The 14,624-nt window shown below is 60.9% G+C and carries 14 protein-coding genes; 12 read left to right on the forward strand and 2 right to left on the reverse strand.

What is annotated here, in order from left to right; translation table 11 throughout:
• Nucleotides 1–21: 21 nt before the first annotated feature.
• The 10 genes from RRH01S_RS17865 to hemH all read left to right on the forward strand — a co-directional run bounded on the left by RRH01S_RS17865 (nucleotide 22) and on the right by hemH (nucleotide 10,809).
• Nucleotides 22–1,878 carry a M3 family oligoendopeptidase gene (locus tag RRH01S_RS17865; protein ID WP_042473388.1) on the forward strand — a complete coding sequence of 619 codons (1,857 nt, stop codon included), beginning with the start codon at nucleotides 22–24 and terminating at the stop codon, nucleotides 1,876–1,878.
• A gap of 23 nt (nucleotides 1,879–1,901) precedes the next feature.
• Nucleotides 1,902–3,062, forward strand: coding sequence for an aminodeoxychorismate synthase component I (locus RRH01S_RS17870; RefSeq protein ID WP_012652326.1), 1,161 nt, complete (start codon nucleotides 1,902–1,904; stop codon nucleotides 3,060–3,062).
• Nucleotides 3,047–3,688, forward strand: coding sequence for an aminotransferase class IV family protein (locus tag RRH01S_RS17875; protein ID WP_037221247.1), 642 nt, complete (start codon nucleotides 3,047–3,049; stop codon nucleotides 3,686–3,688). Before RRH01S_RS17870 ends, RRH01S_RS17875 begins: the two co-directional genes overlap by 16 nt.
• A gap of 4 nt (nucleotides 3,689–3,692) precedes the next feature.
• Nucleotides 3,693–3,977 carry a YciI family protein gene (locus RRH01S_RS17880; RefSeq protein WP_037221249.1) on the forward strand — a complete coding sequence of 95 codons (285 nt, stop codon included), beginning with the start codon at nucleotides 3,693–3,695 and terminating at the stop codon, nucleotides 3,975–3,977.
• A 59-nt stretch (nucleotides 3,978–4,036) separates the two neighbouring features.
• Nucleotides 4,037–4,930, forward strand: coding sequence for a heme-dependent oxidative N-demethylase family protein (locus tag RRH01S_RS17885; protein ID WP_042473391.1), 894 nt, complete (start codon nucleotides 4,037–4,039; stop codon nucleotides 4,928–4,930).
• Nucleotides 4,931–5,122: 192 nt separating this feature from the next.
• Nucleotides 5,123–6,574 (forward strand): homospermidine synthase, encoded by a 1,452-nt coding sequence (locus RRH01S_RS17890; protein WP_012652330.1) that lies wholly within the window; start codon nucleotides 5,123–5,125, stop codon nucleotides 6,572–6,574.
• Nucleotides 6,575–6,756: 182 nt separating this feature from the next.
• Nucleotides 6,757–7,143: an outer membrane lipoprotein Omp10 gene (omp10, locus tag RRH01S_RS17895; RefSeq protein WP_012652331.1), complete on the forward strand. Its 387-nt coding sequence runs from the start codon at nucleotides 6,757–6,759 to the stop codon at nucleotides 7,141–7,143.
• 28 nt (nucleotides 7,144–7,171) lie between these two features.
• Nucleotides 7,172–7,492, forward strand: a complete 321-nt coding sequence (locus RRH01S_RS17900; protein WP_012652332.1) for a hypothetical protein — start codon at nucleotides 7,172–7,174, stop codon at nucleotides 7,490–7,492.
• Nucleotides 7,493–7,640: 148 nt separating this feature from the next.
• Nucleotides 7,641–9,686, forward strand: a complete 2,046-nt coding sequence (locus RRH01S_RS17905; protein ID WP_012652333.1) for a 5'-nucleotidase C-terminal domain-containing protein — start codon at nucleotides 7,641–7,643, stop codon at nucleotides 9,684–9,686.
• Nucleotides 9,687–9,783: 97 nt separating this feature from the next.
• The gene (hemH, locus tag RRH01S_RS17910) at nucleotides 9,784–10,809 is read left to right on the forward strand and encodes a ferrochelatase (protein ID WP_042473394.1); all 1,026 of its coding nucleotides are present in this window, start codon (nucleotides 9,784–9,786) and stop codon (nucleotides 10,807–10,809) included.
• 21 nt (nucleotides 10,810–10,830) lie between these two features.
• Here the strand turns inward: hemH and RRH01S_RS17915 are convergent, their stop codons facing one another.
• A complete protein-coding gene (locus tag RRH01S_RS17915; protein WP_007701081.1) occupies nucleotides 10,831–11,739 on the reverse strand; it encodes a S1C family serine protease in 909 nt (302 codons plus the stop codon).
• 307 nt (nucleotides 11,740–12,046) lie between these two features.
• Between RRH01S_RS17915 and RRH01S_RS17920 the strand changes: the two genes are divergently transcribed.
• Complete coding sequence (locus tag RRH01S_RS17920; RefSeq protein ID WP_012652336.1) at nucleotides 12,047–13,060, forward strand: SPFH domain-containing protein; 1,014 nt, start codon at nucleotides 12,047–12,049, stop codon at nucleotides 13,058–13,060.
• A gap of 3 nt (nucleotides 13,061–13,063) precedes the next feature.
• The gene (locus RRH01S_RS17925; RefSeq protein WP_034517540.1) at nucleotides 13,064–13,522 is read left to right on the forward strand and encodes an NfeD family protein; all 459 of its coding nucleotides are present in this window, start codon (nucleotides 13,064–13,066) and stop codon (nucleotides 13,520–13,522) included.
• On the opposite strand, the gene RRH01S_RS17930 is transcribed toward RRH01S_RS17925, so the two are convergent.
• Nucleotides 13,523–14,518: a KpsF/GutQ family sugar-phosphate isomerase gene (locus tag RRH01S_RS17930; protein ID WP_012652338.1), complete on the reverse strand. Its 996-nt coding sequence runs from the start codon at nucleotides 14,516–14,518 to the stop codon at nucleotides 13,523–13,525.
• Nucleotides 14,519–14,624: the final 106 nt, after the last annotated feature.

Genomic DNA, 14,624 nt, shown 5'->3' on the forward strand with positions numbered 1-14,624 from the left:
AAAATAGAGGAAATACCGTCCATGAGCCCGACCTCGCTGCATTCGTCCCTTAAGTTTTCCACCGGCCCGGCCGCTGCCGCGACCAATGCCGCGCTTGGGGATCTGCCCGCCTGGAAGCTCAGCGACCTCTATCCCTCGGCCACTTCAACCGCTTTCACCGGCGACATGGAAAAGGCCGGCAAGCTGGCCGTCGCCTTTGAAGAAAAGTGGAAGGGCAAGCTTGCCGAGGCCGCGACCAAGAGCGGTGACGCCGGTATCGGTGCGGCGCTGAAGGAATATGAAGCGCTGGACGACATCATCGGCCGCCTCGGTTCCTTTGCCGGTCTCACCTATTTTTCCAACACCAGCAATCCGGCCAACGGCAAACTCTATGGCGATGTGCAGACGAGACTGACCGACTATGCCGCCCATCTGCTGTTCTTCCCGCTGGAACTGAACCGCATCGACGATGCCGTCATGGATGCCTGCATGGCGAACGACCCCACCGCCGGCCATTATCGCCCCTGGCTCGTCGACCTGCGCAAGGACAAGCCCTACCAGCTGGACGACAGACTGGAGCAGCTGTTCCTCGAAAAATCCATGACGAGTGCGGCCGCCTTCAACCGCCTGTTCGACGAGACCATGGCGGAGCTGCGCTTCGAGGTCGATGGCGAGAAGCTGCCGCTGGAAGTCACCCTGAACATGCTGCAGGAAAAGGACCCTGAAGTGCGCCGCAAGGCTGCCGAGGCTTTGACCACAACCTTCAAGGCCAATCTGCGCGTCTTCACGCTAATTACAAACACCCTCGCCAAGGACAAGGATATCGCCGATCGCTGGCGCGGCTTCGAGGATATTGCCGACAGCCGGCATCTCGCCAACCGCGTCGAGCGCGAGGTGGTCGATGCACTGGCCGCCGCCGTGCGCGACGCCTATCCGCGCCTCTCGCACCGCTATTACAAGATGAAGGCCAAGTGGCTCGGCATGGAACAGATGAATTTCTGGGACCGCAACGCGCCGCTGCCGGAAACCTCCAACGCGCTGATCCCCTGGAGCGAGGCCAAGGAAACCGTGCTTTCCGCCTACGGCAATTTCGCCCCGGAAATGGCCGATATCGCCAAGCGCTTCTTCGATGAGGAATGGATCGACGCGCCGGTGCGTCCTGGCAAGGCGCCGGGCGCCTTCGCCCATCCGACCGTGCCATCGGCGCACCCTTATGTGCTCGTCAACTACATGGGTAAGCCGCGCGACGTGATGACGCTGGCCCACGAGCTCGGCCATGGCGTGCATCAGGTGCTTGCCGGCGGCCAGGGCGCGCTGATGTGCCAGACGCCGCTGACGCTTGCCGAAACCGCCTCGGTCTTCGGCGAGATGCTGACCTTCCGCGCCCTGCTCGACAAGACCACCGACAAGCGCGAGCGCAAGGCGATGCTCGCCCAGAAGGTCGAGGACATGATCAACACAGTCGTGCGCCAGATCGCCTTCTACGAATTCGAGCGCAAGGTGCACGCCGCCCGCAAGAACGGCGAACTGACCTCCGACGATATCGGCGAGCTCTGGCTCTCCGTGCAGTCGGAAAGCCTCGGACCGGCGATCAGGATTTCCGAGGGCTATGAGACCTACTGGACCTATATCCCCCACTTCATCCATTCGCCCTTCTACGTCTACGCCTATGCCTTCGGCGACTGCCTGGTGAACTCGCTCTACGCCGTCTATCAGAATGCCGAAGAGGGCTTTCAGGCTAAGTATTTCGAGCTGCTGAAGGCCGGCGGCACCAAGCATCATTCGGAACTTCTGAAGCCTTTTGGCCTCGACGCCACCGATCCGTCGTTCTGGAGCAAGGGACTGTCGATGATCGAAGGGCTGCTCGATGAACTCGAGGCGCTTGATAGGAGTGCTTGATACCCATTGATGAAGACCCGCGCATGGCCGATACCCAACCCTACGTCCTCTTTAGGGACGACAGCACAGGACAGGTAATGCTCTTCGCCGAACCGGCGGAGAGCATCATCGCCCGGACGCGCGCGGAATTCTTCGATGCCTTGGACCGAATGGAGAAGGCGAAGGCGGACGGAAAATGGTTGGCAGGCTATATGGCCTATGAAGCCGGCCACCTCTTCGAGGAAAAACTGGCACCCTTCACTGAAGAAAATCGCGAAACGCCATTGCTGTGCTTCGGCGTTTTCGATGCTCCGGCAGCCAACGACCATCCCCTCGCCCAACCCTTGCAGCGCCTTGAAAACCAGGAGTTCCTGACCGATGCGACGGCCGCATGGAATTTCCCTATATATAAAGAGAGAATCGACCGGCTGCATGGGCATATCCGCCAGGGCGATTGCTATCAGGCAAACCTCACCATGCCGATCACAGCGCGCTGGAACGGCGACATCAGGGCCGCGTTCTGGTCGCTGATCGAGCGTCAGCCGGTGAAGTACGGCGCCCTCGTCGATCTTGGCGGACCTATCCTTTTGTCACGCTCGCCGGAACTCTTCTTCCGCACGGACGACGACGGCTGGATCGAGACGCATCCGATGAAGGGCACGGCCAAGCGCGGCGCGAATGCCACGGAAGATGCCGAGATCATCAGCGCCATGCTTGCCGACGAAAAGACGCAGGCTGAAAACCGCATGATCGTCGACCTCCTGCGCAACGATATCTCCCGCATCACCGAGGTTGGTACGCTCGACGTGCCGAAACTCTTCGAGATCGAGACCTATCCGACCCTGCACCAGATGGTCAGCCATGTGCAGGCAAAGCTGCGCCCCGGCATGACCATCCGCGATATCTTCGCCGCGCTCTTTCCCTGCGGTTCGATCACCGGTGCGCCGAAAATGCGGGCAATGGAAATCCTGCACGACCTCGAAGACAGCCCGCGCGATGCTTATTGCGGGGCAATCGGCATGATCTCGCCCACCGGCGCCATGCGCTTTTCCGTGGCGATCCGCACCATCACGCTGTTCGACGACGGCCGCGCCGTCTTCAACGTCGGCGGCGGCATCGTTTTCGATTCGACGGCGGAAGCGGAATATGAAGAATGCTTCCTGAAGGCACGCTTCGCCGTGGGGGATCGATGGATCAAGCGCTAGAGGACTTCTCGCTGATCGAAACGCTGCGCTACGAGCCGCAAACGGGCTTCGTGCGTCTGCGCCTGCACCTTGCCCGGCTGCAACGCTCCGCCCGCCGGCTGGGCTTTCCCGCACCGAAGGATGCGCTGACGAAACTGGACGCCGCCGTCGCCGGCGCGACTGCGCCGTTGCGGGTCCGCCTGACCTTCGATCGTGCCGGGCAAACCGATATCACCACCGCCGTTTTCACGCCTCTTGCCGCCGACACCGTCTGGCGCGTCCGCATCGCCAAAACCCGGATCGATTCCGCCGACACGCTGCTGCGGGTGAAGACCACGCGCCGATCGGTCTACGAGGCCGCGCGCGCCGAATATCCATCGACTGAAGCGGACGAAATTCTGCTGCTGAACGAAAGAAACGAGGTCTGCGAGGGCACGATCACCTCGATCTTCCTGGACGACGGCTCGGCCCCGTTGCGAACACCGCCCATCTCTTGCGGCCTGCTTGCCGGTGTCTTGCGCACCGAACTCATCTGCCAGCGCAAGGCCCGCGTCGGCCGGATCAGGCTGGACGATCTGGAAAATGCCACGCTTTATGTAGGAAACTCCCTGCGCGGTCTGATCCGCGTGCAACTCATATGGAATTGACGCAATGCTCATCCTCTCGCTGACCTATCTCAAGGGCAATGACGAAGCCGACAAGCACATGGAGCCACATTTGGCCTGGGTAAAGGAAGGCTACGCCAAGGGCTGGTTCCTCGCTTCTGGCCGCAAGGTACCGCGCACCGGCGGCATCATCTTCGCCCGCGGCGACCGCGCCGAACTGGAAGCCTATGTCGCCGCCGACCCCTTCACCATCCACGGCGTCGCCGCCTACGACATCACGGAAATCGCCCTGACGACCCTGACGGAGGGGCTGGAGGCATTGAAAAGCTGAGAAACGGATGTTGGCGGATGCTCTTCCATCAGGGAACGCTGACGCGATAGACTCGACCCATGACACAACTGACTTACACGCCCTATGACGGTTCCGCCAAACCCTTCACCATCGGCCTTGTGCCACTGGACGCCGCCCGCTGGATCGAGCCCGATGCCGATCTCGGGCGCTATCTCGATGAGAAGCGGCGTCTTTCCCGTGAATATCTAAGCGAGATCTTCGTTGCCGAGGACAATACACAGGACGCACAGCAAGAGGTGCTCGACCTGCTGACGGCCTATCTCTGTGAACAGCACCCGGCCATCTGTTGCCGCGATGGCGATATACTCTCCATCGCCGGTCATTCCGTCGATCTCGCCGACACCTCGGTTCCACCATTGCTGAAGGCCGGATCACTAGTCGCCGACGATCTCGTCATCATGCGCCGCAACGACGACGGCTGGCACCTTGTCGCCGGCCATGTCGCCTTCCCCTCCTCCTGGTCGCTGCAGGAAAAATTCGGCCGGCCGATGCAGGCGATCCACGCCGATGTACCCGGCTTTGGCGAAGGCACGCGCAACGCCGCCCTGATCACCCGCATCTTCGACAATCTACAGGTGTCGCAGCCCGTCGAGCGGCTGAACTGGTCGGTGAATATGACAGACGAGCTATTTTTGTCGGCTTCAAAACACAGGCGGCCGCCAGTCACCACCGCCCCCACGCTCGAAACCCGCTTCGCTCGCGTCGAACGCCAGACACTGCGCAAGCTGCCGGTCTCAGGCGATATTCTCTTCACCATCCGCGTCTATGTCGATCCGATCGCCGCGATCGCCAACCATCCCAGAGCCGCTGAACTGGCATCCAATTTCGCCGCACAACTGGATGCATTGGACGAGCATCAGACGGCCTATAAGGGACTCATCCATCAGAAAGCCGAATTGGCTAGGCAATTGCGGGTGTTGGCTGGCATTTAGCAATGCGATAAGCAACAAACCCGTCGCAAACCGCGTGTATGGTGCCATTCTATTGACTTTCCCCGACGTAGCCCGGAGAGCTCTTTATTGTGACATCAATTTGTGATTAGAGCCGTCCACCTCGCGTTTTCACGCATACATTGATTGAATTTCATAGGCCGAACGGCGTCCTGCCTTTCGAAGGAGACAAGAATGACGAAACACAAATATCCGGTATATGCCGAAATTACCGGCCCGATCGTGATGATCGGCTTTGGCTCCATCGGCCGCGGCACCCTGCCCCTGATCGAGCGCCATTTCAAATTCGACAAGAGCCGGATAGTCGTCATCGACCCGCGCGAAGAGCCAGCCGATATGGAAATCCTGGCAAAGCACGGCGTCCGCCATATCAAGGAACATGTCACTAAGGAAAACTACAAGGAGCTGCTGAAGCCGCTCCTGACGGAAGGCGGCGGCCAGGGCTTCTGCGTCAATCTCTCGGTTGATACCGGCTCGCTCGACCTGGTCAAGCTGTGCCGCAAGCTCGACGTGCTCTACATCGACACCGTCGTCGAACCCTGGCTCGGCTTCTATTTCGACAAGAGCCTGAAGAATGCCGACCGCACCAACTACGCGCTGCGCGAGACCATGCGCAAGGAAAAGGCGAAGAACCCGGGCGGCACGACGGCCGTTTCGACCTGCGGTGCAAACCCGGGCATGGTGTCCTGGTTCGTCAAGCAGGCACTGGTCAACCTCGCCAACGATATCGGCCTGAAGTTCGAAGAGCCGGATCAGCATGACCGCGAAGGCTGGGCCAAGCTGATGAAGAAGGTCGGCGTCAAGGGCATCCACATTGCCGAGCGCGACACGCAGCGCACCAAGCATCCGAAGCCGCTGAACGTCTTTTGGAACACCTGGTCCGTCGAAGGCTTTATCTCCGAAGGCCTGCAGCCGGCCGAGCTCGGTTGGGGCACGCACGAAGAGTGGATGCCGAAGAACGCCAAGAAGCACAAGAAGGGCTCCAAGGCCGCCATCTATCTGGAACAGCCGGGCGCCAACACCCGCGTCCGTACCTGGTGCCCGACGCCGGGTCCGCAATACGGCTTCCTGGTCACGCATAACGAATCGATCTCGATCGCTGACTTCTTCACGGTCCGTGACAAGGACGGCGACGTTACCTATCGTCCGACCTGCCACTATGCCTACCATCCTGCCAACGACGCCGTGCTCTCGCTGCACGAAATGTTCGGCAATGGCGGCACGCCGCAGCCGGTTCATCACGTTCTCGACGAGCATGAGCTGGAAGATGGCGTCGATGAACTCGGCGTGCTGCTCTATGGCCACGACAAGAACGCATATTGGTATGGTTCGCGCCTGTCTCTCGAAGAGACCCGCCGCATTGCGCCCTACCAGAACGCAACCGGCCTGCAGGTAACCTCCGCCGTTCTCGCCGGCATGGTCTGGGCTCTGGAAAATCCGACCGCCGGCATCGTCGAAGCCGACGAGATCGATTACAAGCGCTGCCTCGAAGTGCAACTGCCCTATCTCGGCCCAGTCGAAGGTCACTACACCGACTGGACGCCGCTCGACGGTCGCCCGGGCCTGTTCCCGGAAGACATCGATACCAAGGATCCCTGGCAGTTCAAGAACATCCTGGTTCGCTGATTGACAGAGAATTAGAATAATCGGAAATTAAAATGCTCGCACAGGTCGTGCGGGCATTTTTGTTACGCTCGTCAGATAAATCAAGATGATGAGGGTCTGAAGCCTTGCTTTCAACAAATGGTCGCGCCATGTTTCTTGCAATCGCCACGACGCCAATCCGCCTTCAATCGCGGGAGACATTTATGAAGATCAAAACCAGTCTTGCCCTTGTCACCGCCGCGGCAGCGCTCTCCGCCTGCGTCGATTTCGGCGGATCGAGGCCACCTCCGGTCGCCATGGGCGGGGGCTCGCAGCCGCGTGCAACGACGGTGGACGGCAACTGGAGCGATGCGAACGGACTGAACTCGTCATTTTCGGGCGGCAGGTTCGAGACGCACACGACGGACGGCACGAATACGCAAATGGCGTCCGGAACCTACACGACGGACGCGTCCGGCGTGATCCAGATCAATCTGTATTCGAACGTGAAGCGCACCAGCTCCAAGGTCAATTGCTTCCTGGCCAATCCCAGCCAGCTGAACTGCACCGCGGAAGGCGGCGGGCACTTCTCGCTCAATCGCCAAGGCTGAGACCGGCATCGCGGGCGGGTAGGACGCCATGCGCAGAGTGGCGCTTTACATTATTCTCATCATCGGCTTGCCGCTCGCCGCTCTGGCGGCGGTTCTCCCCGCCAATAGCTACAAGGCCCAAGGCATCGCCGCGCTCGATTGCGACGGGCCGGCGAGCGTTCTGATCATCGCCATGCCCGCCTTGCTGCTCTATGCTGGCGGCATGATCCTGCTCTATCGCGACAAGAGCCGGCGCTTTCATCGCATCGCGGCACTTTGCTGCCTGCTCCTCTCTCTCGCCATCGGCTGGAACATCATCGCCGCCGTGCGGGAAGCTTATGGCGACGCCTCGATCGAGGCCTGCGCCTGATCTCGCGGCCTCCCGCCTGTGGATTTGTAAAATCCGAATGAACCCAACAGCTTTCGCTTGCGCTCACCCCGCCGTGATGGAAACATCGTCATGGGGGCCGCCGTGGGGCACGGGCGGATCGGATTGTGAAAAATAACAGGAGAGAAAGATGACGAAGCCCTTCGGAGTGGGCCTTTTGGCTGCAGCCGCCTTGGCGCTCAGCACAAGCGCCGCTTTCGCGGACTATCAGCTCAACATTCTGCACTTCAATGACTTCCATTCGCGCGTGGAATCGATCAACAAATTCGACACCACCTGCTCGGCAGCGGAAGAAGCCAAGAATGAATGCTTCGGCGGCGCCGCGCGGATGAAGACGATGATCGACCAGCGCCGCGCAGCCCTTGCCGGGCAGAATGTGCTGGTGCTCGACGCCGGCGACAATTTCCAGGGCTCGCTGTTCTATACGACCTACAAAGGCGCGGCCGAGGTCGAGTTCATCAACGACATGAAGATCGACGCCATGACCGTCGGCAACCACGAATTCGATGATGGCGAGGAGCCGCTGGCGGCTTTCCTCGACAAGGCGCAATTCCCCGTCATTACCGCCAATATGGTCGTCGATGGCCAGTCGAAAATCGGCGACCGCATCAAGAAATCCATCGTGCTCACGATCGGCGGCCAGAAGATCGGCATCGTCGGCGCCGTCACCACTGAAACGCCGGAACTCTCCTCGCCCGGCCCACACGTCAAGATCACCGACGATGCCGCCGCCATCAGCGCCGAGGTGGATGCGCTGAAGTCGCAGGGCGTCAACAAGATCATTGCGCTCACCCATGTCGGCTACAAGCGCGATATCGAGAAGATCGCCAAGATCGCCGGCGTCAGTGTCGTCGTTGGCGGCCATTCGCACACGCTGCTGTCGAACACGGACCCGAAAGCCGCCGGCCCCTATCCGACCATGGTCGACAACCCCGCCGGCTATAAGGTCCCGGTCGTCCAGGCCGCGTCCTACAGCAAATATCTCGGAGATGTCGTCATCACCTTCGACGACAACGGCGCCGTCAAGGATGCCAAGGGCGATCCGATCCTGCTGGACGCCTCGGTCAAGCCCGACCCCGCGATCGCCGCCCGCGTCCAAGAGATGGCAAAGCCGATCGAGGAACTCCGCCATAAGGTGATCGGCACATCCGAAGGCCCGATCGAAGCCGCGCGTGAGGTTTGCCGCGTTCAGGAATGCTCCATGGGCAACCTCGTCGCCGACGCCATCCTCGACCGGACGAAGGGACAGGGTATCAGCATCGCCATCCAGAACGGCGGCGGACTGCGCGCCTCAATCGGTGCCGGCGACGTCAGCATGGGCGGCGTACTGACCGTGCTGCCGTTCCAGAACACCGTCGCCACCTTCCAGTTGACGGGTGCGGAGGTCAAGACGGCACTGGAGAATGGTCTCAGCCAGATCGATGAGGGTGCCGGCCGCTTCCCACAGGTTTCCGGTCTCAAATATACCTTCGACAAATCCAAGCCGCCCGGTAGCCGCCTGGTCTCCGTCACGGTGCAGGAGGGCACGGACTTCGTGCCGCTCGATCCCGACAAGACCTACGGCGTCGTCAGCAACAACTATATGCGCGCCGGCGGCGATGGTTATTCCGTCTTCGCGCAGAACGGCAAGAACGCCTATGACTTCGGCCCCGATCTGGCGGGCGTGGTGGCCGATTATCTCGCCGCACACAATCCTTACAAGCCTTACACCGACGGCCGCATAACCCAGATCGCCGCCGCACAGCCGGAGGCCGCAAAACCTGTGCAAGCACAGGAGCCCGCGGCCGCACCGGATCAGAAGCCTGCTTCGGCGGCAGCGAATACCGGCGCAGCACCCGCGACAACCACGGCGCCGGCCACACCAGCACCTGCCGCATCGGCGCCTGCAACCGCCGCGCCTACGACTGCGGCACCGGCGGCAACCGCTCCGGCTGCGGCAACACCCGCGCCCGCCGCAACGGCTCCAGCAACGACGACGGTCGCCCCGGCAACCCAGACCAATGAACCGCCGAAGACACCGACGACCCATGTCATCGTCGCCGGCGACACGCTCTGGGATCTCGCCAAGACCTACTACGGCAACGCCAACGATTGGCACAAGCTGCTGGCCGCCAACCGCAATTTCAAGCCGCACCGCCTCCTGGTCGGTGAAGAATTGAAGATTCCGGCCAAGTAAGGACGATTTGTCTCGCAGGACTTAACCGGTTCGGGCTTTCCCGGGCCGGTTTTTGTTCCTATGTGAGGGGCTTCGTTTCGTTGAGAGGACATGATTGATGACAGCAGAAGCCGCGACCGGCCAATTACAGCAAAAATCCGGCAGAATCGGCATCCTTCTCGTCAATCTCGGCACGCCCGACGGCACCGACTACACATCGATGCGGCGCTATCTACGCGAATTCCTCAGCGACAAGCGCGTCATCGAATTGCCGCGATGGAAATGGTACCCGGTTCTCTTCGGCATCGTCCTCAACACTCGTCCCCAAAAAGTGGGCAAAGCCTATGAGACGATCTGGAACAAGGACAAGAACGAGAGTTATCTGCGCACCTACACCCGCAACCAGTCGAATCTGATGGCCGAGCGGCTGGCGGACCTGCCCGCTGTCGTCGTCGATTGGGCGATGCGCTACGGAACGCCGTCGATCGGCGACCGTATCCAGGCGCTGAAGGACCAGGGCTGCGACCGTATCGTGCTGTTTCCGCTCTATCCGCAATATGCGGCGGCAACGACCGCCACGGTCAATGACAAGGCTTTCGAGAAGCTGGTGAAAATGCGCTGGCAGCCGGCCCTGCGCACGGTGCCGGATTATCACAGCGATCCCACCTATATAGACGCACTCGCCAAATCCATCACGCGGCATCTCGCCACGCTCGACTGGTTGCCGGAAAAGATCCTCGCCTCCTTCCACGGCATCCCGCTTTCCTACTCGGAAAAGGGTGACCCCTATTACGCCCAATGCATCGAGACCGGCCGCCTGCTGCGTGAAAAGCTCGGTCTTGCCGACGATCAGTTCATCGTCACCTTCCAGTCCCGTTTCGGCCCGGAGGAATGGCTGCAGCCCTATACGGACAAGACGGTGGAGAGCCTCGCCAGGGACGGCACCAAGCGTATCGCCGTCCTCAACCCCGGCTTCGTTTCCGACTGTCTGGAAACACTCGAGGAAATCGCCGAACAGGCGGCCGAATCCTTCCACCATAATGGCGGTGAGAAATTCACGCATATCCCTTGCCTCAACGACGGCGAGGACGGCATGCGGGTGCTGGAGGCGGTGGTGCGGCGGGAGCTGTCGGGCTGGGCCTGATCTGAACGGCCCAGCGCCGCCTTATTGCAGATGCGGCTTCCTCAGGAAACTGCTGCGGTCGGCCGACTTGACCCTTAGCCATGCCTCGCGGCCATTGCGCAGGACCCTCATGGGGATTTCTGCTCCGGCGGAACCGCTTTCCCATATCTTCCGGTAGAAATCGGCAAGGCCGTCCACTTCGTCATCGCGGATTTCGGAGATGACGTCGCCTCGGCGCAAGCCCGCCTGCTCGGCGGGGCCGCCCTCGGCCACGCTCATGACAACGACCTCGCCGTCGCTTTCGGCCGAAAAGGCCCCGAGCCAGGGTCTCGGTGGCTTGTTGACCTGACCCCGATTGAGCAGGTCATCGAGAATTGGCGGCAACAGGTCGATCGGCACGACCATGTTGATATCGGCGCTTCCGCCGTCTTTTGCCGCCATCTGCAGGTGTAGCGAGCCGATGCCCAGAAGCTTGCCGTCAGCGTCGATGAGGGCAGCGCCTCCCCAGGAGGGATGGGCGGGCGCGGTGAAGATCGCTTCATCAAGCAGATATTCCCAATAGCCGGCGAATTCCTGCTTGGCGACGATGTTTGCCTGCACGAACTGGCCGATACCATCGGCCATCATGACGGGATCGCCGATATCGGCTTTGGCGACATTACCGAAATCCAGCGGGGGAACATCGAGCCGTCCGAGCGCCTGCACCAGGCCAAAGCCGGTTTCCTGATCATAGGCCAGCGCATGGGCTGGAATCACGCGGCCGTCATTGGTCGTCAGCCAGACCTCCTCGGCCTCTGTGATCAGATAGCCGATGGTCAGCACCAGCCCGTTGTTCCGGATGACCACGCCGCTGCCCTCCCGGCGCGTGCCGAGCGATCCAGCCGTAAAGGCATCCTCCGGAATTTTGGAATGCACGGCCACGACCGAGCGCAAGGTCCTATCGATGTTCATAGCTTCACCTGCTGATGCGCAATGCTTTGGCTCTGAAGACTGCATGGCAGCCGAGCCGGATCTTTCCTTCCCTTAAGGTATGAAGATGCGGAGCCGGAGGCAAGACCTTGGCGAGATTGAATATCCTCGCTGCCGGGCGCGAAAGGTTGGTTGTCGCAGACCATTTCACCCTTGCCGAGAACATGATAACCCACCACATCTGATTGAGCTGCTTCGCGACGTACTCGACCGTGGGCGTCAGAAATGCGGCAACGCTTGGGAATGACGTCAGCCTCGCATCGTCCGGGGAACGTCGATGGAGGATTTTATGGTCATCGGTGGATTCAGCATCTTTGTAATTGCCCTGGTTGTTTTGATCATCCTGGTGCTGTTTGCAGGGATCAAGACCGTGCCGCAGGGATATCGTTACACGGTCCAGCGTTTCGGCCGCTACACCCGCACACTGGAACCGGGCCTCAATCTGATCGTGCCTTTCATCGACACGCTCGGCGTCCGCATGAATGTGATGGAGCAGGTGCTGGCGGTGCCGACCCAGGAGGTCATCACCAAGGACAATGCCAGCATTTCCACCGACGCCGTCGCCTTTTTCCAGGTCTTGAATGCAGCCCAGGCGGCCTATCAGATCACCAATCTCGAAAGTGCGATCCTCAACCTCACCAAGACCAATATCCGCTCTGTTATGGGTTCGATGGATCTCGATGAGCTGTTGTCCAATCGCGACGCCATCAATGAACGGCTGCTGCGCGTTGTCGACAACGCGGTCGAGCCATGGGGCATCAAGGTGACCCGCGTCGAAATCAAGGACATTCAGCCGCCAAAGGATCTGGTCGACGCCATGGGTCGGCAGATGAAGGCGGAGCGCGAGAAGCGCGCCCAGGTTCTCGAAGCAGAAGGTCTGCGCGCCGCGCAAATCTTGCGCGCCGAAGGCGCGAAGCAGTCGGCTGTGCTGCAGGCCGAAGGCCAGCGCGAAGCGGCCTTCCGCAACGCTGAGGCCCGCGAACGTCTGGCCGAAGCCGAAGCCAAGGCAACCCGCATGGTCTCCGAAGCGATCGCCGAGGGTAACGTGCAGGCAATCAACTACTTCGTCGCGCAGAAATACACCGAGGCGCTGACCGCGATCGGTACCGCCGGCAATTCCAAGATCGTGCTGATGCCAATGGAAGCCACCTCCATTCTCGGCTCGCTTGCCGGCATCGGGTCAATCGCCCGCGAGGTGTTCGGCGATAATGGCGATGGCACGTCGCCGCAGTCCCCTCGTCCACGTTCCAGCCCGGCGCGCACCACGCCCTCTATCAATCCGCTGACACCAAGGGAGAGCTGATCCATGTTCGACAATCTCGTCGTACAACTCGGCCCGTGGAGCTGGTGGGTACTGGGACTGGTGCTGCTCGCAGCCGAACTCGTATTGCCGGGCTTCTTCCTGATCTGGGTCGGCCTTGCCGGCATTATCGTCGGCGCGCTATCGCTGCTCTTCTGGGACAGCGCCTTCTGGGTCTGGCAAATACAATGGCTGATCTTCGCGGCATCCGCCGTCATCGTCACCCTGCTCGGCCGTCACTATGTGTATAACAACAGCCAGGCGACGGACGAACCGTTTCTAAACCAGCGCAGCGCCAGCCTCGTCGGTCGCACGGCAACGCTTGCCGAGCCGATCATCGAGGGCCGCGGCCGCATCCGTCTGGAGGATACCTATTGGATCGTGGCCGGGCCGGATCTGCCGGCCGGCACCCGCGTCAAGGTCGTCGCCAGCAACGGGCGCGACCTGACCGTCGAGGCCGCCTGATCAGGCGACGCCGATCCGCAGCAGGTCGTGGAAATGGACGATGCCGATCGGCCGCTTGGTTTCGTCGACAACCATCAGCGCTGAGATATTGTAGCGGTTCAGCAATGCCATCGCCCCAGTCGCCAGCGTCGTTTCCTTCACCGTCTTCGGATTGCGGGTCATCACTTCGTCCACCCGCATCTCAGCGAGGCTGCCGCCGAGATTGCGGGCGATATCGCCATCGGTGATGATGCCGCAAAGGCAGCCGTCGTCATCGATCACGCCGACGCAGCCGAAGCGCATGTTCGAGAGCGTCATCGCCGCCTCTTGCATGCCCGTGCCGAGATTGACCAGCGGAACGCGATCGCCCTTGTGCATGATATCGACGACATGCGAGAGGCTCGCACCAAGCTTGCCACCCGGATGGAAGGTGCGGAAATCCTCGGCGGTAAAGCCCCGCGCTTCCAGCAGCGCCACGACAAGCGCGTCGCCGATCGCGAGCTGCAACAGCGTCGACGTCGTCGGCGCCAATCCATGCGGGCAAGCTTCCTGCTCCTTGGGCAGCAACAGGACCACGTCGGATTCACGCGCCAGCGTCGATGTCTCGCCCGCAGTGATGGCGATCATCGGGATCGAGAAACGGCGAGAATAGCTGATGATGCCGCGCAATTCGGCGCTTTCACCACCCCATGATATGGCGATGATGACATCGTCCTGGGTGATCATGCCGAGATCGCCGTGATTGGCTTCAACCGGATGCACGAAGAAAGACGGCGTTCCCGTGGAGGCAAACGAGGCGGCGAGCTTGTTGCCGATATGGCCGCTCTTGCCGACGCCGGTGATGATGACGCGCCCGTCGATGCCGCCGATCACCTCCACCGCACGGCTGAAAGGCTCGGCCAAACCGTCGGCCAACGCGCGCTCCAGCGCTTCCAGCCCCTGCCTTTCGATCTCGATCGTCCGCATCGCGGATTCGATCGCACCGTTCTCGATGAATTTCACTGCTCTCTTATTCATGACGGAGGCCTACCGCTTTTCTCTATTTCTGTCCACCGGAGATCGCTTTCGCATAGCAAGGACCAAGCCGGTCATCCCCCACTCCTTATAATTCTCTGGCAAGGAA

This window comes from Rhizobium rhizogenes NBRC 13257, from assembly GCF_000696095.1.
GTDB lineage: Bacteria > Pseudomonadota > Alphaproteobacteria > Rhizobiales > Rhizobiaceae > Rhizobium > Rhizobium rhizogenes.